Raw genomic sequence first — 20,298 nt, 5'->3', positions numbered from 1 at the left:
CCCGGACCTCAGCGGACGCCGGGGCCGGCTTCGGCAAGTTCGGCCGTTTCATCGCCGCCACGGCGTAGCGCGCGGTCAAGCTGCACGCGGTCAAGTTCATGCTCCCACGCCGACATGACCACCGTCGCCACACCGTTGCCAATGATATTGGTCAGCGCGCGGCATTCGCTCATGAAGCGGTCGATGCCCAGGATCAGCACCATGCCCGCCACCGGAATATCCGGCACCACCGCCAGCGTGGCGGCCAGCGTGATGAAGCCGGAGCCGGTCACGCCGCTGGCGCCCTTTGAGGTGATCATCGCCACGCCCAGGACGGTGAGCTGCTGCAGCAGCGTGAGCTCGATGCCGGTGGCCTGGGCGATAAAGAGCACCGCCATGGTCATGTAGATGTTGGTGCCATCCAGGTTGAAGGAGTAACCCGTGGGCACCACCAGCCCCACCACCGATTTGGAGCAGCCCAGGTTTTCCAGCTTTTCCATCAGGTGTGGCAGCGCGGCTTCCGACGAGCTGGTGCCCAGTACGATCAGCAGTTCTTCCTTGATGTAGGAGATGAAGCGGAAGATGTTGAAACCCGTCAGGCGCGCCACCGTACCCAGCACCACCACCACGAAGACGATCGCGGTGAAGTAGAAGGTGCCGATCAGCTTGAGCAGCGGCACCAGCGAACCAAGGCCGTACTTGCCGATGGTGAAGGCCATCGCGCCGAACGCGCCGAGCGGCGCCACCTTGGTGATCACATGCACGATGTGGAAGAACACCTTGGATACCTGTTCGACGAAGTCGAACACGATCTTCGAGCGGTCGCCCATCGCCGCCAGCGCCGAGCCGAAGAACAGCGAAATCAGCAGGATCTGCAGGATGTCGCCGTTGGCGAACGCGCTGACCATCGTGTCCGGGATGATGTGCATGAAGAACTCGACCGTGCTCTGGCCGTGCGCTTGCGTCACGTATTGCGAGATCGCCTTGGTGTCGAGCGTGGCCGGATCGATGTTGAATCCGACGCCCGGCTTCAGTATGTGCGCGGACAGCAGGCCGATCAGCAGCGCGAAGGTGGAGATCACCTCGAAGTACAGCAGCGCCTTGCCGCCCACGCGGCCCACCTTCTTCATGTCGCGCATGCCGGCGATGCCGGACACCACGGTACAGAAGATGATCGGCCCGATGATCATCTTGATCAGCTTGATGAAGCCGTCGCCCAGCGGCTTCATTGCAATGCCCGTAGCGGGCCAGAAGTGCCCGAGCACGATGCCCACCGCGATGGCGAATAGCACCTGCACGTACAGGATCTTGTAGAAGGGTTTCCTCATGATGTCGTCCTCGGTATTTTGACCGTGCCCGCCGCCNNNCCCCCCCCCGGGGGGGGGGGCAGGTTCGCGCGCCCTGCAAATGGAACGCGTCTGCCTTACTAATCGCAACCGCCGTGCCAGCCCGCCAGGCCGCGCCAAGTCCCTGATTTCAAAAGGAAGCTGGCAAAGCGGCCGCGCGTTCACTCCGGCTTTCCGGAAATCCGGAAAATGCGCGTCCGGGGATCCGGACGATCCCGGCCGCGCGGGTGCGCGCTACGCCACCCCTGCCGGCAGCATCGCGCCCGCGGCATCGAAGCCGGGGCCCAAAGCGTCGAACCGCCCCGCTTCACACCGTATAATTCAGCCCTTCCACCCATTCCCTAGCGGCCGGCGCGCGCCCGGGGCACCTTTGCCTTGCGGTGCCGCAAGCCGCCGAACGCCCACCACGCATGAGCAGCTACTACGAGCACCATGTTTTCTTCTGCCTCAACCAGCGCGAGGATGGCGGCGCCTGCTGCGCCGACCACAATGCGAAGGCCATGCAGGAATACGCCAAGAAGCGCTGCAAGGCGCTCGGCATCAGCGGCGGCGAAGGGCGGGTGCGCATCAACAAGGCTGGCTGCCTGAACCGCTGTGAACTCGGGCCGGTGCTGGTGGTCTATCCCGAGGCCGTCTGGTACACCTTCGTCGACGAGCAGGACATCGACGAAATCATCGACAGCCATCTGGTGGGCGGCAAGCCGGTCGAACGCCTGATGCTTGATCGCTGACCGGCGGCCACGCAGATACGTAGATACACGCTGAACCGATAAGCCGCTGAACCCCGGGCGCAGCCGCGCTTTAGCCAGTCACCCGCTTCCTGTTTCCATGAACGCGCATACCCAGGTACTTACCGTTGCCGGCCCAGCCGGCGCCATCGACATTTCGGTCGACCTGCCCCAGGCCGGCGCCCCGCGCGGCCTCGCGCTGGTGGCCCATCCGCATCCGCTGTTTGGTGGCACCAAGGACAACAAGGTGGCGCAAACGCTGGCGCGCAGTTTCGTGCAGCTGGGATACGCCACCGTGCGGCCGAATTTCCGTGGCGTCGGCGGCACTGCGGGCAGCCATGACAACGGCGTTGGCGAGCAGGACGACCTGCTGGCGGTGATTGCCTGGATGCGCACCCAGACCGCGTGGTCGCCGGAGGCCGCCACGCTGCCGCTGGCGCTGGGCGGCTTCTCCTTCGGCAGCTTCGTGGCAAGCCATGTGGCCCGGCGCCTGGCCGAGGCCGGCACGCCGGCGCAGCGCCTGGTCATGGTGGGGACCGCCGCCAGCCGCTGGGAGGTGGCCACGGTGCCGGCCGACACCATCGTCATACACGGCGAGCAGGATGACACCGTACCGCTGGCAAGCGTGTTCGACTGGGCCCGCCCGCAGGAACTGCCGGTGATCGTGATCCCCGGCGCCGACCACTTCTTTCATCGCAAGCTGCACCTGATCAAGCAGCTCGTCGTCAATGCGTGGGACCAGTGACGGGAGCGGCGCGCCGCCCCGCCATGTCACCGGATGCATTCCCCGCCCCTTTTTTTGTCGGAAACTGAAACATGTTGAATAGAGCCACGCCGCTTTTCGCGTCCGCCAACACGTCCGCCATCGTCACCGCCGCCATCGTCGGCGCGGCCACGGTACTTGCCGCGGCGCCCGTGCGCGCCCAGGGCGTGCCGATGCCGCAGGTCGCAGCCAAGTCCTGGATGCTGTACGACGTCACCAGCGGCCAGGCCCTGGCTTCGCAGAACGCCGACGCGCGCATCGAGCCGGCCTCGCTGACCAAGCTGATGACCGCCTACCTGGCGTTTGCCGCTATCAAGGAAAAGCGCCTCACGATCGACCAGACCGTGGTGCCGACCACGCTGGTCCTGAAGGTCAAGAGCGACGAATCGCGCATGTTCCTGGAGCCCAACAAGCCGGTGAGCGTGCGCGACCTGCTGCTGGGCCTGATCGTGCAGTCGGGCAACGACGCCGCGCTGGCGCTGGCCGAAGCGGTCGGCGGCTCGGAGGAAGGCTTCGTGGCGATGATGAATCGCGAAGCCCAGCAACTGGGGATGAAGAACACCCACTTCACCAACACCGACGGCATCCCCGACCCGAACCACTACACCACGGCCATGGATCTGGCCACGCTGACCACGCGCATCATCAAGGACTTCCCCGAGTACTACAGCATGTACTCGCAGAAGGAGTTCACCTACAACAAGATCCGCCAGCCCAACCGCAACCGCCTGCTCTACATCGACCCGACCGTGGACGGCGTCAAGACGGGCCACACCAAGTCGGCCGGCTACTGCCTGATCTCCTCGGCCAAGCGTCCGCTGGCCAATGTGCCGAACGGTTCGCGCCGCCTGGTCTCGATCGTGATCGGCACCACCACCGAAGCGGTCCGCACGCAGGAAAGCCTGAAGATCCTCAATTACGGCTTCCAGTTCTTCGACACCCTGCGCCTGTACGACCGCGGGCAGGTGCTGGCCACGCCGGAGATCTACAAGGGCAAGGAATCCACCGTCAAGATCGGCGTCAAGGACGAGACGTACATCACCGTGCCCAAGGGCACGGGCGGCCGCATCAAGCCGGTGCTGGAACGCCAGGAACTGCTGCTGGCCCCGATCGCGGCCGGCCAGCAGGTCGGCACGGTCAAGCTGATGGACGGCGCCACCAAGGTGGCCGAATTCCCGGTAGTGGCGCTGGAAGACGTGCCCGAGGCAGGCTTCTTCGGCCGCCTGTGGGATACCATCCGCCTGTGGTTCAAGCGCAAGTAAGCTGGAGGGCCTTGAAATGAGCAACGACAATTCCGACCAGGGCAAGCCGGGCAACATCCCGCCGCGCGAGTCGCTGATCGAGTATCCCAGCCATTTCCCCATCAAGGTGATGGGTAGCATGCAGGATGGCTTCGCCGAAGCCATCGTGACGCTGGTGCAGGACTTCGATCCCGACTTCCACGCCGGCAAGATGGAAATGCGTCCTTCGAGCAAGGGCAACTACCTCGGCCTGACCGTCACGGTATGGGTCACCAGCCGCGAACAGCTCGACGACCTGTACCGCGCGCTGACTTCCCACCCGATGGTGAAGGTAGTGCTCTAAGCGGTTGGGCGGTGTAGCGGGCCGGCCAGCTTGCCGCAATCCTCCCGCCATGCACTGCGTGGCTCGCCTCTCCCGCGTGGCGGGAGAGCAAGCCGGGGGAGAGGGCGGGTGTATCCAGTGCTGCCGTGCCGGACAAAAACACTGGCTCCGCTCGTTGTGGCTCCTGGCTAAGCTGCCCCTCTCCCCGCCCCTCTCCCCCTGAGGGGAGAGGGAGTAACAACAATCAGGCACTTCGGACCGGGCTGGCCTATCTGCCCGGCTTCGTCTGGCGTCCAAAACAAAGACTCATGAACACCATCACCCTCAAGCCCGGCAAGGAAAAATCCCTGCTGCGCCGCCACCCCTGGGTCTATGCCACCGGCGTGGACACCATCGAAGGCCGTTGTGAATCCGGCAGCACCGTGATCGTGCGCGCCGCCGACGGCCGCTTCCTGGCGCGCGGGGCCTACAGCCCCAGCTCCCAGATTCGCGTGCGGGTGTGGAGCTTCGACGAAAGCGAGCCGGTCGATCACGCCATGTTCAAGCGGCGCGTCTCCGCCGCCGTCGCCCATCGCAAGCAGTGGGTCAGGGACAGCGACGCGGTGCGCCTGGTGTTCGGTGAGGCCGACCGCCTGCCTGGACTGATCGTCGATTACTACGGCAGCGGCGCGAACGGCCAGCTGGTGTGCCAGTTCAACGCCGCCGGGGTCGAAGCGTGGAAGGATGCGCTGGTGCAGGCGCTGGTCAAGGAAACCGGCTGCCCCAATGTGTACGAGCGCTCCGACGCCGCCGTGCGCGAACGCGAAGGCCTGCCGCTGGTGACGGGTGTGCTGGCCGGCGCCGAACCCGATCCCGAACTCAGCGTGACCGAACACGGCGTGCGCTACTACGTGGACGTGCGCAGCGGCCACAAGACCGGCTTCTATGTCGACCAGCGCGACAACCGCAAGCTGGTGGGCGACCTCGCCAACGGCCGCGAAGTGCTCAACTGCTTCTGCTACACCGGCGGCTTCTCGCTGGCGGCGCTGCGTGGCGGCGCCACCGCGGTGACCTCGATCGACTCCTCCGGCGAAGCACTCAAGACCGCCGCTGGCAACGTCACCCTGAATGGCTTCGACCCCGAGCGCGCTACCTGGCTCGATGCCGATGTATTCAAGTCGCTGCGCCAGTTCCGCGCCGAAGGCCGACAGTTCGACCTGGTGGTGCTGGACCCGCCCAAGTTCGCGCCCTCCGCCCAGCACATCGACCGCGCCGCGCGCGCCTACAAGGAAATCAACCTGGTCGGCCTGCAGTTGCTGCGTCCGGGCGGCCTGCTGTTCACCTATTCGTGCTCGGGCGCGATCAGCATGGAGCTGTTCCAGAAGATCGTGGCTGGCGCGGCTACCGACGCCCGTGCCGACGCGCGCATCCTGCGCCGCCTCTCGGCCGGCACCGATCACCCGATGCTGGCCGCCTTCCCCGAAGGCGAGTATCTCAAGGGCCTCCTGCTGGAAAAGATCTGAAATCCGGGCGCCTCGGCCAAGGATGAACGGCGCCCGAGTGCGCCGTTTTTCATGTGCAGGCCAAGGCGCGTGCAACGGTCATCCCGACTTCACGCGAGCGTCTTTGGTTCGTCACAAACGCCATCTATAGTCCGGTGTGCGGACGCGGCATTGGCAGGTGCCCTTCCGCCTCTTCCTATCAGTCTTCGTGGTAGTTGGCCCCGCGGCGTAGCGGGGCTTTTTTTTCTCCGGCCGTTTGTCCGCGACGAAGCGATGCGCCGTCAACGGAAGGACATGGCAGGGCACGCCATGTCCTTCCGCCAGGTGGCTGCGTCCAGTGCCGCCATTGCCAGGCCGCCCGGCTTCGCCAATGCCACCGGTCGTCTATGGTGAAGAGAGAGCGATCACCCCGGCGTAGATTGCCCCTTCTAACGCCCGCAAGCCGAAACTCCCTATAATCGAACGATCGTTCATATCCAGGGCGCCACCGGCGCCCGTACGTGGTCCAGGAGACGCCATGCCCGCCGCCAAACAACTGCCCCAGGTCCTGCAAAACCTGGCGCTGCCCGTGATTTCCTCGCCGATGTTCATCGTCAGCTACCCCGAGCTGGTGCTGGCGCAGTGCAAGGCCGGCATCGTCGGGTCCTTCCCCGCGCTGAACGCGCGCCCGGCCGAGATGCTGGGAGAGTGGCTCACGCAGATGGAAGAAGAACTCGCCAGCTTCCGCGCCGCCAATCCGGACAAGCCGGTGGGACCGATCGCGGTCAACCAGATCGTGCACGCCTCGAACGCGCGGCTGGAGCACGACATCAAGGTGTGCGTGGACCACAAGGTGCCGATCTTCATCACCTCGCTGCGCGCGCCGCCCAAGGAGATGATCGACGCGGTGCACAGCTATGGCGGCATCGTGCTGCACGACGTCATCAGCATCCGCCACGCCGAGAAGGCGATCGAGGCCGGCGTGGACGGCCTGATCCTGGTAGCGGCCGGCGCCGGCGGGCATGCCGGCACGCTGTCGCCGTTCGCGCTGGTGGGCGAAGTGCGCAAGATTTTCGACGGCGTGATCGCGCTGTCGGGCTCGATCGCCAACGGCGAATCCGTGCTGGCCGCGCAGGCCATGGGGGCGGACTTCGCCTATGTGGGCACCCGCTTCATCGCCTCGCAGGAAGCCCACGCCAGCGAGACCTACAAGCAGTCGATCACCACCTCCGCCGCGGCCGACATCATCTACACCAACCTGTTCACCGGCGTGCACGGCAACTACATCCGCGAGAGCATCGAGGCGTCGGGGCTGGATCCCGAGAACCTTCCCGTGGCCGACAAGACCAAGATGGACTTCTCCAGCGGCGCCTCCAAGGCCAAGGCATGGAAGGACGTGTGGGGCGCCGGCCAGGGCGTGGGCCAGATCCACGATATCCCCACCGCCGGCGAAATCGTGGCGCGCATGAAGGCCGAGTACAACGAGGCCCGCGCCCGCCTGGGGCTGGCGGTCTGAGCGCATTGCTCCCGCCCGGCGCCGCCGCAGCGCCAGCATGATCCGCAGCCGCAGGCAGCGGGCGCTGCGCGCGCTATGGGTGGTGCTTGGCGTGCTCAGCCTGCTGCTTGGCATTGCCGGCATCTTCCTGCCGGTGCTGCCCACCACGCCCTTCGTGCTGCTGGCGGCCGCCTGCTTTGCGCGCGGCTCCGAGCGCTTTCATGCGCGGCTGCTGGCGCACCCGCGCTTTGGTCCTCTGGTGCATGACTGGCAGACATACCGCAGCGTGCCGCTGCGTGCCAAGTGCCTGGCCATCGGCATGATGTGGCCGTCGATGGGCATCACTGCGTGGCTGATGCGCGAGCGCCCGCTGGCGTCGCTGGCGCTGGTTGCCACCGCGGCGGGCGTCACCGCGTGGCTGCTGTGGCTGCCGACGCGCCCGCCGGGCGGCCACGCCGCGCCGCCCGAGCGAAGCGGCGATCGCGCTCAGTCGTAGCTGCGCGCGTCCTCGATCACCTTGCCATCCTGCGGCAGCGAACCCGTCGCCACGAAGCGCACTTCGCCACGCAGGCGCATGACTTCCCGCAGCGATTCGCCGATGGCCTGCCCCAGGCTCGCATCGTCGCGCGTGGCATCGCAATGCAGGGTCATCACATCGGCGCCAACGCTGCCCGTCACCACCAGGCGCGCCGCGCGCACCTCTGGATGGCGCCGCACCACCTCGCCCACCTGGCCGGGATGCACGAACATGCCCTTGACCTTGGTGGTCTGGTCGGCGCGGCCGAGCCAGCCCTTCAGCCGCAGGTTGGTTCGCCCGCACGGGCTGGCGCGCTCGCCCGAACCGGCCACGAACGCCGACAGGTCGCCCGTGCCGAAGCGGATCAGCGGATAGTCGCCATTGCCGAGCACGGTCACCACCACCTCGCCGGTCTCACCCTCCGGCATCGGCTGCGTGCCGCCCGGCTCGACGATCTCGACCAGCACGTTCTCGTCCACCACCCAGCCATCGCCGCCCTGGGTCTCATAGGCAATCAGGCCCACATCGGCGCTGCCATACATCTGCTGCACCCGGATGCCGCGCTCGCCGAACCACGCGCGCAGCGAGGGCGGCAGCGCCTCGCCGGACACCAGCGCCTTGCCCAGGCTGCGGCAAGGCAGGCCGAGTTCGTCGCCCTTCTCCAGCAGCAGCTTGAGAAACGAAGGCGTGCCCGCGTAGGCCGCCGGCTGCAGGCTGGCCAGCGCCTGCACCTGCGATTCGGTCTGCCCCACGCCGGCGGGAAACACGCAGCAACCCAGGCGATGGGCACCGGTTTCCATCATCATGCCGGCCGGCGTGAAGTGATAGGAGAAGGTGTTGTAGACCAGATCGCCCGCACGGAAGCCCGCCGCGAACATGGCGCGCGCGATGCGCCACCAGTCGGCGTCGTGCCCCTCCGGCTCATGGATCGGCCCCGGCGACTGGAAGATATGCCGCAAGCCCCCCAGCGGGGTCGCATTGAGCCCACCCAGCGGCGGCATCGCCTTCTGCCGCGCCGTCAGCTCGGACTTGCGCGTCACCGGCAGTGCCGCCAGCGCCGCGCGGGAATCCAGCGCGCGCGGATCCACATCGCGCAAGACCTCGGCAAAATAGGGGGCATGCGCCTTGGCATGCGTGACCTGCCGCGACAAGGCCGCCAGCAAGGCCTGCGAGCGGACTTCAGGGGCACGGGTTTCGAGCGAATCGAAGTGTTCGGACATGGTGCGTAATTCGCGTAGTTCGCGTAGTAGTCGCGTGATGAACCGCGTGAGGCAGCGCTCACCGGTCGGCGTTGTGTTTAAGACCGAGTGCCCTTCTCAGGCCAGCCAGCGCTTGCGGCGGCGATAGCTTTTCACGTCGCGGAAAGAACTCCGCCCGCCGCCCTCTCCATCGTTCGCCGCCACGCCCAGGTAGAACTCCTTCACATCCTCATTGGTCCGCAGCGCCTCGGCCGCGCCGTCCATCACCACGCGGCCGTTCTCCAGGATGTAGCCGTAGTCGGCATAGCGCAGCGCCACCATGGTGTTCTGCTCGGCCAGCAGGAAGCTGACCTTCTCCCGCTGGTTGAGGTCGCGCACGATCTCGAAGATCTCCTCGACGATCTGCGGCGCCAGGCCCATCGACGGCTCGTCGAGCAGGATCATGCTGGGCTTGGCCATCATGGCCCGGCCGATCGCGCACATCTGCTGCTCGCCGCCGGAGGTGTAGCCCGCCTGCGATTTGCGGCGCGTCTTCAGGCGGGGGAAGTAATCGTAGATGCGTTCCAGCGCATCGCGTGTCTCGCTGCGCGACAGGCCGCGCGTATAGGCGCCGGTCAGCAGGTTCTCTTCCAGCGTCAGGTGGGCAAAACAATGCCGCCCCTCCATCACCTGGATCACGCCGCGCTTGACCAGCTCGTTGGGCGTGAGCCGGTCGACCCGGTTGCCGCGATATTCGATCGAGCCCTTGGTGACGTCGCCGCGCTCGGCATGCAGCAGGTTGGAGATGGCCTTGAGCGTGGTGGTCTTGCCCGCGCCGTTGGCGCCCAGCAGCGCCACGATCCGCCCTTCCGGCACGTCGAGCGAAACGCCCTTGAGCACCAGGATGACGTGGTCGTAGATGACTTCGATATTGTTGACGGACAACAGGCTCATGATGCGGCTCGGTTGGTGGTTCCTGGCTTCATCCCCGCTCCCCCGTGCGCGGGGGAGCGGAGTCAACAACAAACGCCTCGCGGCGCCCGCTCAAGACTTCATGCACGTGGGCGAAATGCCCTTCTCTTTCGCGAACTGCGCGGCACTCGCCTTGAACAGCGGATGGATCAGGTTCTTGTTGCCTTCGATCCAGTCCGACACCACCACCCACTTGGTGCCATCCCACTGCTGGATCTTCACCTTGCCCGAACCCTCGTGGTTGTCGCAGCTGGTCTTGATCTCCGGCAGCAGGCCGGTCGCGCCCAGTTGGGCAAGCCGCGCGTTGGTCAGGTTCAGGTTCTCGAAGGCCCAGCGCATGTCGTCGCCGCTCATGACCTTGGCCTTGCCATACTTGGCCTGCGCCACGCGGATCGCTTCCACCGTCACCACCGCGGCGGACACGCCGCGGTTGTAGAGCACCGAGCCGACCTTGTTGCGGTCCTGCATATTGCCCTTGCCGGCGCCGTAGACCACCTTGTCGATATCGGCGATCACCGGCACGCCCTTGCCGGCCACGTTCCAGGTCGCGCTCATATAGCCCTTGGCGGCGTCACCGGCGGGCAAGGTGTCTTCCTCGGAGCCGGCCCACCAGGAGCCGACCATCTTGTCGCGTGCGAAGCCCACCTTCTGCGCGGCCTTGAGCGCGGTCTGGTTCATCACGCCCCAACCCCAGAAGATCACGTAGTCGGGATTCTCCTGGCGGATCTTCAGCCACTGCGCGCCCTGCTCGTTGCCGGGGTGCGCCACCGGGATCTCGACGAGGTTGAACTTGCCGAGCTTGGCTTCGGCCTCCAGCGCCACGATCGGCTCCTTGCCATAGGCCGAGTCGTGATACAGGTAGACGATCTTCTTGCCCGCCAGTGAGCCGCCGCTCTTGGAGGCCAGGTACTTGACGATGGCAGAGACCTGCATCTGGTAGGTGGTGACCAGCGGGAAGGCGTAGGGGAACACCGAGCCGTCGACCGCATCGGTGCGGCCATAGCCCATCATCACCAGCGGCACCTTGTCGGCCGCGGTCTTGTCCACCAGTGCGTAGGAGATACCGGTCGACATGGTGTGATACGCGGTGCCCTTGCTGGCAGCGCTCTTGCTCTTGAGCCGCTCGTAGCACTCCACGCCCTTGGCGTTGTTGTACTCCGTCTCGCACTCCTCCCACGAGAGCTTGATGCCACCCACGCCACCTTCCTTGAGGTTGACGTAGTTCAGGTAGTCGACGAAGCCCCCGTAAAAGGACTGTCCGTTGGCGCCATAAGGGCCGACGCGATAGCTGGGCAGCGCGACGAACTGCTCGACGCTCTGCGCCTGCACCGCCAGCGGCGCCAGCAGCGCCGCGGACGCCCCCACCGCCAGGGCGATGCGCTGCAGATTGCGAATCAGGATGGTCATGACTGTCTCCTTCACCTTGGCAGGTGTGTGTTTGTTATGGAATACCCGTTTGCTTGATCCGGCCTGGAAAACGTCAAAGCGTCAGTGCGTTGGTACTTAGTGGGGGAATGGCCACAGCCGCAGCTTCTCCTTGGCGATCTGCCACAGCCGCGCGAGACCGTGCGGCTCCACCACCAGGAAGAAGATGATCAGCGCGCCGAACACCATCAGCTGGATATGCGACACCGCGGCATTGGTAAAAGGCAGGTGCAGCAGCGCGGCCAGCGGCGGCAGCGCGTTGTCCAGGAAGATCGGCAGCAGCAGGATAAAGGCCGCGCCCAGGAAAGAGCCGAGGATGCTGCCCACGCCTCCGATGATGATCATGAACAGCACACGGAAGGACAGGTCGAGTGAGAAGCCGTCGGGCTCGACCGAGCCCAGGTAGCAGAACGCATAGAGCGCGCCGGCCACGCCGCAGTAGAACGAGCTGACGGCGAAAGCCAGCAGCTTGGTGCGCATCAGCGGAATGCCGATCACCTCGGCCGCCACGTCCATGTCGCGCACCGACATCCATGCGCGCCCGGTGGACGAGCGCACCATGTTCTTGGCGGCGATGGCCAGCACCGTCACCAGCATCAGCACGAACAGATACTTCTTCACCGGGGTGTCGATGGCGATGCCGAACAGGTTCAGCTGCTGCGCGGTGATCACGCCGGAGGAACTGTTGTTGGAGAACCAGGGAAACTTGGTCAGCGCCCATACCACAAAGAACTGCGCGGCAAGCGTCGCCACCGCCAGGTAGAAGCCCTTGATGCGCAGCGACGGCAGCCCGAAGGCGACACCCACCAGCGCCGCCGACAATCCCGCGAGGATGAAGGTCAGCAGCACCGGCAGCCCTTCGATGCGCAGCTGGAAGTTGTAGGCGGCATAGGCGCCCACGGCCATGAAGGCCGCCGTGCCGAGCGAGAGCTGTCCCGCGTAGCCGGTCAGGATATTCAGCCCGAGCGCGGCCAGCGCGAAGATCAGGAACGGGATCAGGATGGCCGAGAACCAGTATTCCGAACCGGTCAGGGGAATCGCGATAAAGGCCACCGCCATCAGCACCGCAAAGCCGATGCGGTCCTGGCGGATGGGGAAGATCTGGCTGTCCGCCAGGTAGCTGGTCTTGAACTGGCCGGATTCACGGTAGAACATGGGTTGTCTCCTGGGGCAAAGGCCGGTCAGACACGATCGATATGTTTCTCACCGAACAGCCCTTCGGGCCGCACCAGCAGGAACAACAGCGCAAACACGTACGGGAACCAGCCCTCGATGCCACCGAAGTTGCCCCCGAAGGCGGACTGGAATACGGGCGGGATGTAGATCTCGGCGAGCTTCTCCGAGGCACCGATGATCAGGCCGCCGACGATGGCGCCCGGCACCGAGGTAAAGCCGCCGAGGATCAGTACCGGCAGCGCCTTGAGCGCCGTCAGCGTCAGCGCGAACTGCACGCCATTGCGCGAGCCCCACAGCATGCCGGCCACCAGCGCGACAAAGCCCGCCACGCCCCACACGATGGCCCAGATATGCTGCAGCGGAATCCCCAGCGACAACGCGGCCTGGTGATCGTCAGCCACGGCGCGCAGCGCGCGGCCCACCTTGGTGTACTGGAAGAACAGCGCCAGCGTGCCCACCAGCAGGCCGGCGATGCCCGCCGCCGCCAGGTCGAACTTGGAGACCACGATATTGAAGCGCGTCAGGATGGATTCGATCGGCTCGTCGACGATGCCGAGGTTGATCGGGCGGACTTCATTGCCGAACAGCAGCGGCCCCAGTCCTTCGAGGAAGAAGGACAGCCCGATGGTCGCCATGAACAGCGTGATCGGCGGCTGGTTGACCAGCTTGCGCAACACCAGGCGTTCGGTGCTGATGCCCACCACCACCATCACGCCGAACGCGCCGATCACCGCCGCCCACATCGGCAGGCCCTTGTCCATCAGCCCGACCACCGCCAGCGCGGCGAAGTAGACCATCGCGCCCTGCGCGAAGTTGAATACGCCCGAGGCCTTGTAGATCAGCACGAAGCCCAGCGCCACCAGCGAGTACATCAATCCCGACAACAGGCCGCCGATCAGGATTTCAAAGAAGAACGTCATGGTTATCCTTGTATCGTTCCGTGCATTGCGTCTGTGTCAGTGACCGGCGCCGAGGTAGGCGCGGATCACGTCCGGGTTGGCCTTTACCGCCTCCGGCGTGCCGTCGCCGATCTTCTTGCCGTAGTCGAGCACCACCACACGGTCGGAGATATCCATCACCACGCCCATATCGTGTTCGATCAGCACGATGGTGGTGCCGAACTGGTGGTTCACGTCCAGGATGAAGCGGCACATGTCCTGCTTCTCCTCCACGTTCATGCCTGCCATCGGCTCGTCGAGCAGCAGCATGGAGGGCTCGGCCGCCAGCGCGCGCGCCAGCTCCACACGCTTTTGCAAACCGTAGGGCAGGCGTCCCACCGGCGTCTTGCGGATGGCCTGGATTTCAAGGAAGTCGATCACCTCTTCGACCTTCTGGCGGTGGCGCATTTCCTCGTTGCGCGCGGGGCCCCACCACAGCGCATTGGCCAGCAGGCCGCTGCGGAACCGGGTATTGCGCCCCGTCATGATGTTGTCGAGCACGGTCATGCCCTTGAACAGCGCGATGTTCTGGAAGGTGCGCGCGATGCCCTGCCGGGCCGCGGCGGTGGGATGCATCTTGCGCCGTTCCTCGCCGCGGAACACGATGCGGCCCTGCTGCGGGTGATAGACCCCGTTGATCACATTGAGCATCGAGCTCTTGCCCGCGCCGTTGGGTCCGATGATGGCGCGGATCTCATGCTCGCGCACATCGAAGGAGATATCGGTCAGCGCCTTCACGCCACCGAAGGACAGCGAGATATGCTGCAGGTCGAGTATCACCTCGCCGGCCTGCCGCGCCTGCGCCTGCGCATGCTCGGCCTGCACACCGCCTTGCAGCTCCGCCGTGGCTCCCGCCACCGCGGACGCGCCGCTCCACACCGGCTGGCCATCGCCGCCGCGCTCCACGCCTTTCCATGCCATTTGCGTCATCCTCCCGCCCCTGCTCATGCCGCGCGTGCCGCGCCGGCGGAGGCCGGCGGGAAGCGCTTCACGTCAACCAGCTTCAGCGTGGCCGATACACTGCCCTCGCGGCCATCCTCGAACTTCACGCGCGTCTCGATAAACTGCTCCGTCTTGCCGGCGTACAGCGCCTCGACCAGCACGCCGTACTTCTCGGCGATGAAGCCACGCCGCACCTTGCGGGTCCGCGTGAGCTCGTCATCGTCCGGATCCAGCTCTTTGTGCAGGATCAGGAAACGCGAGATCTGCGACCCGGCCAGCATGGCATCGGTGGCGAGATCGGCATTCACCTGCTCGACGCACTCGGCGATCATGGCGATCACTTCCGGCTGCGCGGCAAGATCGATGTAGCCCGCGTACGCCAGGTGGCGCCGCTCGGCCCAGTTGCCGACCGCTTCGAAATCGATATTGATGAAAGCGCACACGCTGTCGCGGCCAGTGCCGAACGCCACCGCTTCCTTGATGTACTGGAAGAACTTGAGCTTGTTCTCGATGTACTTGGGTGCGAACATGGCGCCGTCCGACAACTTGCCCACATCCTTGGCGCGATCGATGATCTTGAGATGGCCGTCGGCATCGATCACGCCCGCGTCGCCGGTCATGAAGTAACCATCGTCGTTGAGCGCCTCACGGGTGGCATCGTCGCGCTTGTAGTAAGCCTTCAGCAGCCCCACGCCACGCACCAGCACCTCGCCGTTGTCGGCAATGCGGATCTCCATGCCCGGCGCGGCCGGCCCCACCGAATCGAACTTGACGTTGCCGTCCGGCTGCAGGCAGACATAGGCGCAGGTTTCGGTCTGGCCGTAGAACTGCTTGAGATTGACGCCGATCGAACGATAGAAGCGGAACAGGTCCGGCCCGATCGCTTCGCCCGCCGTGTAGCCCACGCGGATGCGGCTCATGCCCAGCACATTGCGCAGCGGCCCGAAGATCAGCGCTTCGCCCGCGGCGTAGCGCAGCCGGTCGGCCAGCGCCACCGGCTTCCCGTCGAGGATGTCGGTGCCGCAGCGGCGCGCCACACCCATCGCCCAGTGGAACAGCTTGCGCTTGATCCAGCCCGCGTCTTCCATGCGGATCATCACCTGCGTGAGCAGGTTTTCATAGATGCGCGGCGGCGCGAAGTAATAGGTGGGACCGATCTCGCGCAGATCGGTCATCACCGTCTCGCGCGATTCCGGGCAATTCACCGTAAAGCCCGCCGTCATGGCCTGCGCGTAGGAGAACAGGTTGTCGCCGACCCACGCCATCGGCAGGTAGGACAGCACATCGTCCTTCGCGGTCAGGCCGTCGAAAGCGCAGCCGTTGCGCGCCGAGCCGATCAGGCCGCTGTGCGAATGGCACACGCCCTTGGGCTTGCCGGTGGTGCCGGAGGTATAGAGGATGATGGCGGTGTCGTCGGGCGCGCCCGCGGCAACGGCCTGATCAAACAGGCCCGGATTGGCGCGATCGAATTCACGGCCGATTTCCTGCACGCGCTGGTACGACATCAGCGCCGGATGATCGTAGTCGCGCAGCCCGCGCGGGTCTTCATAGATGATGTGCCGCACCTTGCGGCCCTGCGCGGCGAGTTGCTCCTCCACTTCGAGCAACTTGTCCACCTGCTCCTGGTCCTCGACGATGGCAAAATCGATCTCGGCATCGTTGAGCACGTAGATCATCTCGCCCGCGATCGCGTCCTGGTACAGCGGCACGGGCACACCGCCCAGTGCCTGCGCCGCGCACATGGCCCAGTACAGGCGCGGCCGGTTGTCGCCGACCACCGCCAGGTTCATGCCGCGCGCAAAGCCCAGCGCGGCCAGCCCGCACGCCAGCGCACGAACCTCCTGCGCTGTCTGCGCCCAACTATAGGTTTGCCAGATTCCGAGATCCTTCTCGCGGTAAGCCGGGCTTTCCGGCCGCTGCTGCGCATGCGCAAGCAGCAGGCGCGGGAAGGTCGTCGCCGACGGTTCCTGCATCGCTGTCTCCTGTCCCTCCGGGGCGGGGATCCGCCACCGGTGTCAAGCCTGCTTCCGCTGGTTATACTTGGCCTGTTTTGCCCGGCGCGGTTTCCGCCGCAACGCAACAAGTCCGTCGTGCCTTGTCCTGGCGCGCACTCGCGGTTGGTGTGATCGTAAGATAGTGCATGCCATTTCCCCCGGTTGTCACGCCGATGACAATTCCGGGTTAATCCCTACGGGAAGGTTTTCCAGCTCATGCTCAACGATTTTGTCGACCGCTGCGTGTGGGCAGCCGACCTCAGTCCGGAACAACGCGACGTGGTCCGCCGCGCCATGTGCGTGCGCGAATATAGCCAGGGCGACTACGTCTGTCACAAGGGTGACAAGGCCGAGCACTGGCTGGGGGTGCTGGAAGGAATCGTCAAGATCACTACGGTGTCGCCTTCCGGCAAGTCGGTGACATTCACCGGTGTGCCTACCGGCGGCTGGTTCGGCGAAGGCGCCGTGCTCAAGGCCGAGATCCGCAAATACGATGTAATGGCGCTGCGGCGCTCGCGGATTGCCTTTCTTCCGCGCGAGACTTTTCAGTGGTTGCTGGATACCAGCCTGCCATTCACGCGGTTCCTGCTGACGCAGTTCAACGAGCGGCTGGGTCAGTTCATTGCCGCCGTGGAATATGAACGGCTGCTCGATATCGATTCGCGGGTGGCGCGCGCGGTGTCGTCGCTGTTCAACGAGCACCTGTACCCTGGCCTGGGGACCACGCTGGAGATTTCGCAGGAAGAAATCGGCCTGCTGGCGGGCATATCGCGGCAGCGGGCCAACCAGGCGCTCAAGGTGCTGGAGCAGCAGGGACTGGTGAAGGTCGACTATGGCGTGATCGAGGTATTGGACCTGGAAGGGCTGCGGCAGTACGGCGAGTAGGACCGCCGCGCCCCTCGCGGCCACCTTGCGCCGTGGCCCGATGCGGTTTGTCGCGCAATCAACGGAATACGCCGACCGCCTCTACCAGCCGGTTGGCCTGCTGTTTCAGGCTCTGTGCGGCGGCCGCGCTCTGCTCCACCAGCGCCGCGTTCTGCTGGGTGATACGGTCGAGGTCGCCGATGGCATCGCCAACCTGGCTGATGCCCGCGCTCTGCTCGGACGTAGCCAGGCTGATCCCGGCGATCAGGTCGGAGACGCGCCTGACCTGGGCCACGATGTTGTCCATGGTCTGGCCGGCGTCATTGACCAGTTGCGCCCCCGAGTCGACCTTTTCCACGCTGGCGCCGATCAGCGCCTTGATCTCCTTGGCCGCGCTGGCGCTGCGCTGCGCGAGCCCGCGTACCTCACCGGCCACCACCGCGAAGCCCCTGCCCTGTTCTCCCGCCCGCGCGGCTTCCACCGCGGCATTCAGCGCAAGGATATTGGTCTGGAAGGCGATGCCGTCGATCACGCTGATGATGTCGGCGATCCGTTTCGAGCTGCTGCTGATTTCCTCCATGGTGGCCACCACCTGCGACATCGCCTTGCCGCCCTTGGCCGCCTCGTTGCTGGCGGAGCCGGACAGCTCGTTTGCCTGGGCCGCGGTCTCGGCATTGCTCTTGACCGTGGCCGTCATCTGCGTCATCGACGACGCCGTATCCTGTACGTTGGATGCCGCCTGCTCGGTGCGCCGACTCAGGTCGCTGTTGCCCTGCGCGATCTCGCTGCTTGCGCCTTGCACGTTCAGCACCTGCTCGCTCACGTCGTCGATCAGCCAGCGGAACATCAGGCCAAGCTGGCTGATCGTGCGCAGGGTCATGCCGATCTCGTCCACGCGGTCCATATGCTCGACCTGCTGGCTTTCGCCTGACGCGACGCGCAGGGCCTGTGCCATGACCCGCTCCAGCGGCCGCGAGATCTGCGCCTCCAGCCAGCCGGAGACCAGCAGCAGCATGGCGGCAGCGATGCCGCCCAGGCCGGCCAGCGGCATCCCGCGCATGCCAAGCGCCGCCGCGCCGATGACCAAGGCCGGCAGCAAGGTCGCCAGGGCGCCGCGGATGCGCCAGCGCACCGGCATGGTCTTGAAGGCCGACGCCCACCGCTTCCAGCCGCCCTGAATGATCAGGCCCTTATGGAAACGCCGCTGACCCGCACTGCCCTCGCGAAAGTCCTGGTAGAGCCGGGCGGCGGCGTCAATCTCCTCGCGCGATGGCCGGGTGCGCACCGACATGTACCCCACCGGCTTGCCGTTGCGCACCAGCGGCATGGCGTTGGCGCGTACCCAGTAGTGGTCGCCGTCCTTGCGCCGGTTCTTGACCAGCGCCGTCCAGGGCTCGCCGCCCTTGAGCGTGGTCCACATGTCGGCGAACGCCTCGGCCGGCATATCCGGGTGCCGCACGATATTGTGGGGCTGCCCCTGGATTTCCTCGCGCGTGAAGCCACTGACATCGACGAAGGCCGCGTTGGCATAGGCAATGCGACTGCTGGTGTCGGTGGTCGACATCAGCGTCGCATTCTCAGGCAGTTCGTATTCGCGCTGCGAGACGGGTTGGTTGTTGCGCATAAAAATTCCCCATCGGTTTTCCAAAGCACGCGACGCACAGGCAGTGCCACGACTGCGGCGGCGCGTAGTGCATTTCAGCGTTTACGGAAATGTCTATACAAAGCTTTAGCGATTAGGGAAAAATGAAGACATTCACCCGGTTTCAGTTGGATCGAAATTGATTTCACTCAGTGTTAATCGGCTTTATCGCCGCCAGAGGCTTGACAATATTTTTTAATACGATCGTTCTATTTAATGCCTGTTGATATCGATTCTTATTTGAAAATTCAAGCAGACAGCAAATCGCCAGGAACCGGAAGGGGCATGGTCCATTGATCACGACATGCTGGAGAACCGGCAGGCAGGGGCGTTCCGCAAACGAAAAAAAAGCTGGCGACGGATCGCTCCGTTGCCAGCTTTCTCAGCTTCCCCCGCCCCGGGGGAAGGGGGACTTTCCATCTCTTACTGCTTCAACATTACTTGCTGTAGACGTACACACCGCGGCCCGTCTTGCGGCCGAGATAGCCCGCTGCCACCATTTCGCGCATCAGCATGGCCGGACGGTATTTCGGGTCGGCAAATTCGGTGTACAGCACCTCCATCACCGCCAGCATCGTATCCAGGCCGATCATGTCGGCCAGCGCCAGCGGGCCGATCGGGTGATTGCAGCCCAGCTTCATGCCTTCGTCGATCTCTTCCGGCGACGCCAGGCCTTCACCCAGCACGCAGAATGCTTCATTGATCATCGGGCAGAGAATCCGGTTCACCACAAAGCCCGGGTTGTTCTTCACGGTGATCGGGTACTTGCCCAGTGCCTTGGAGAGTTCTTCCACCAGCGCATGCGTGGCATCGCTGGTCTGCAGGCCGCGGATCAGTTCCACCAGCGCCATCATCGGCACCGGATTGAAGAAGTGCATGCCGATGAAGTTGCCCGGCCGGGTCGTGACCGCCGCCAGCTTGGTGATCGAGATCGACGAAGTGTTGGATGCCACGATCACGTCGTCGCCGACAATGCTGTCGATCTGCTTGAGGATCTTGACCTTGAGGTCGAAGTTCTCGGTGGCGGCTTCGATCACGATGTCGGTGGCCTTGAGCGATTCATAGGCGGTCGAGCCCTTGATGCGCGCCAGTGCGGCTTCCTTGTCGGCTTCGCTGATCTTGTCCTTCTTGATCAGGCGGTCCAGGCTGCCCGCAACGGTGGCGATGCCCTTGTTCACCGCTGCGTCGCTAATGTCCACCATCACCACGTCCAGGCCCACTACCGCGCATGCTTGCGCGATGCCGTTACCCATGGTGCCCGCGCCTACGATGCCAACTGTCCTGATTCCCATCTTCTCTTCCTTGTTGCTGGTTGC

General features: G+C 65.0%; 18 protein-coding genes. 8 read left to right on the top strand and 10 right to left on the bottom strand.

From position 1 onward, the window contains the following. Positions 1-8 precede the first annotated feature (8 nt). Positions 9-1,310: a dicarboxylate/amino acid:cation symporter gene (locus tag CF70_RS32945; RefSeq protein WP_035875813.1), complete on the bottom strand. Its 1,302-nt coding sequence runs from the start codon at positions 1,308-1,310 to the stop codon at positions 9-11. 425 nt (positions 1,311-1,735) lie between these two features. Between CF70_RS32945 and CF70_RS32940 the strand changes: the two genes are divergently transcribed. The 7 genes from CF70_RS32940 to CF70_RS32910 all read left to right on the top strand — a co-directional run bounded on the left by CF70_RS32940 (position 1,736) and on the right by CF70_RS32910 (position 7,830). Continuing rightward, positions 1,736-2,056, top strand: a complete 321-nt coding sequence (locus tag CF70_RS32940; protein ID WP_035875798.1) for a (2Fe-2S) ferredoxin domain-containing protein — start codon at positions 1,736-1,738, stop codon at positions 2,054-2,056. Between the two features lie 97 nt (positions 2,057-2,153). Next, positions 2,154-2,798 (top strand): alpha/beta hydrolase, encoded by a 645-nt coding sequence (locus tag CF70_RS32935; protein ID WP_035875797.1) that lies wholly within the window; start codon positions 2,154-2,156, stop codon positions 2,796-2,798. A gap of 71 nt (positions 2,799-2,869) precedes the next feature. Then, positions 2,870-4,078: a D-alanyl-D-alanine carboxypeptidase family protein gene (locus CF70_RS32930; protein ID WP_035875795.1), complete on the top strand. Its 1,209-nt coding sequence runs from the start codon at positions 2,870-2,872 to the stop codon at positions 4,076-4,078. Between the two features lie 16 nt (positions 4,079-4,094). Continuing rightward, entirely contained in the window at positions 4,095-4,400 is a 306-nt protein-coding gene (locus CF70_RS32925) for a YbeD family protein (protein WP_035875793.1), read from the top strand. Positions 4,401-4,687: 287 nt separating this feature from the next. Next, on the top strand, positions 4,688-5,881 hold the full coding sequence (locus CF70_RS32920; RefSeq protein ID WP_035875791.1) for a class I SAM-dependent rRNA methyltransferase: 1,194 nt from the start codon (positions 4,688-4,690) through the stop codon (positions 5,879-5,881). A gap of 496 nt (positions 5,882-6,377) precedes the next feature. Then, complete coding sequence (locus CF70_RS32915) at positions 6,378-7,355, top strand: NAD(P)H-dependent flavin oxidoreductase (protein WP_035875789.1); 978 nt, start codon at positions 6,378-6,380, stop codon at positions 7,353-7,355. Between the two features lie 37 nt (positions 7,356-7,392). Next, on the top strand, positions 7,393-7,830 hold the full coding sequence (locus tag CF70_RS32910) for a YbaN family protein (protein ID WP_035875787.1): 438 nt from the start codon (positions 7,393-7,395) through the stop codon (positions 7,828-7,830). Here CF70_RS32910 and CF70_RS32905 read toward each other — a convergent pair. From CF70_RS32905 to CF70_RS32875, 7 genes are all read right to left on the bottom strand, one after another. Continuing rightward, a complete protein-coding gene (locus tag CF70_RS32905) occupies positions 7,821-9,071 on the bottom strand; it encodes a phenylacetate--CoA ligase family protein (RefSeq protein ID WP_035875786.1) in 1,251 nt (416 codons plus the stop codon). The two genes, CF70_RS32910 and CF70_RS32905, sit on opposite strands and share 10 nt — an antisense overlap. A gap of 96 nt (positions 9,072-9,167) precedes the next feature. Next, the gene (locus CF70_RS32900; protein ID WP_035875783.1) at positions 9,168-9,983 is read right to left on the bottom strand and encodes an ABC transporter ATP-binding protein; all 816 of its coding nucleotides are present in this window, start codon (positions 9,981-9,983) and stop codon (positions 9,168-9,170) included. 90 nt (positions 9,984-10,073) lie between these two features. Next, positions 10,074-11,408 carry an ABC transporter substrate-binding protein gene (locus CF70_RS32895; RefSeq protein ID WP_035875781.1) on the bottom strand — a complete coding sequence of 445 codons (1,335 nt, stop codon included), beginning with the start codon at positions 11,406-11,408 and terminating at the stop codon, positions 10,074-10,076. Positions 11,409-11,504: 96 nt separating this feature from the next. Beyond that, positions 11,505-12,581, bottom strand: a complete 1,077-nt coding sequence (locus tag CF70_RS32890) for a branched-chain amino acid ABC transporter permease (protein WP_035875779.1) — start codon at positions 12,579-12,581, stop codon at positions 11,505-11,507. A 26-nt stretch (positions 12,582-12,607) separates the two neighbouring features. Next, entirely contained in the window at positions 12,608-13,522 is a 915-nt protein-coding gene (locus tag CF70_RS32885; RefSeq protein WP_035875777.1) for a branched-chain amino acid ABC transporter permease, read from the bottom strand. A gap of 36 nt (positions 13,523-13,558) precedes the next feature. Continuing rightward, entirely contained in the window at positions 13,559-14,470 is a 912-nt protein-coding gene (locus CF70_RS32880; protein WP_035875775.1) for an ABC transporter ATP-binding protein, read from the bottom strand. A 14-nt stretch (positions 14,471-14,484) separates the two neighbouring features. After that, complete coding sequence (locus CF70_RS32875) at positions 14,485-16,455, bottom strand: AMP-dependent synthetase/ligase (RefSeq protein WP_035875773.1); 1,971 nt, start codon at positions 16,453-16,455, stop codon at positions 14,485-14,487. A gap of 237 nt (positions 16,456-16,692) precedes the next feature. Between CF70_RS32875 and CF70_RS32870 the strand changes: the two genes are divergently transcribed. Then, positions 16,693-17,361: a Crp/Fnr family transcriptional regulator gene (locus tag CF70_RS32870; RefSeq protein ID WP_035875771.1), complete on the top strand. Its 669-nt coding sequence runs from the start codon at positions 16,693-16,695 to the stop codon at positions 17,359-17,361. A gap of 58 nt (positions 17,362-17,419) precedes the next feature. On the opposite strand, the gene CF70_RS32865 is transcribed toward CF70_RS32870, so the two are convergent. Next, positions 17,420-18,964: a methyl-accepting chemotaxis protein gene (locus tag CF70_RS32865; RefSeq protein WP_035875769.1), complete on the bottom strand. Its 1,545-nt coding sequence runs from the start codon at positions 18,962-18,964 to the stop codon at positions 17,420-17,422. A gap of 455 nt (positions 18,965-19,419) precedes the next feature. Next, the gene (locus CF70_RS32860) at positions 19,420-20,274 is read right to left on the bottom strand and encodes a 3-hydroxybutyryl-CoA dehydrogenase (RefSeq protein ID WP_035875766.1); all 855 of its coding nucleotides are present in this window, start codon (positions 20,272-20,274) and stop codon (positions 19,420-19,422) included. Between the last annotated feature and the right edge of the window lie 24 nt (positions 20,275-20,298).

It is taken from the genome of Cupriavidus sp. SK-3 (assembly GCF_000611145.1).
In the GTDB taxonomy this organism is placed as follows: Bacteria; Pseudomonadota; Gammaproteobacteria; order Burkholderiales; family Burkholderiaceae; genus Cupriavidus.
Note: the sequence above shows the minus strand (reverse complement) of the source record. Positions and strands in the feature narration are given on the sequence as shown.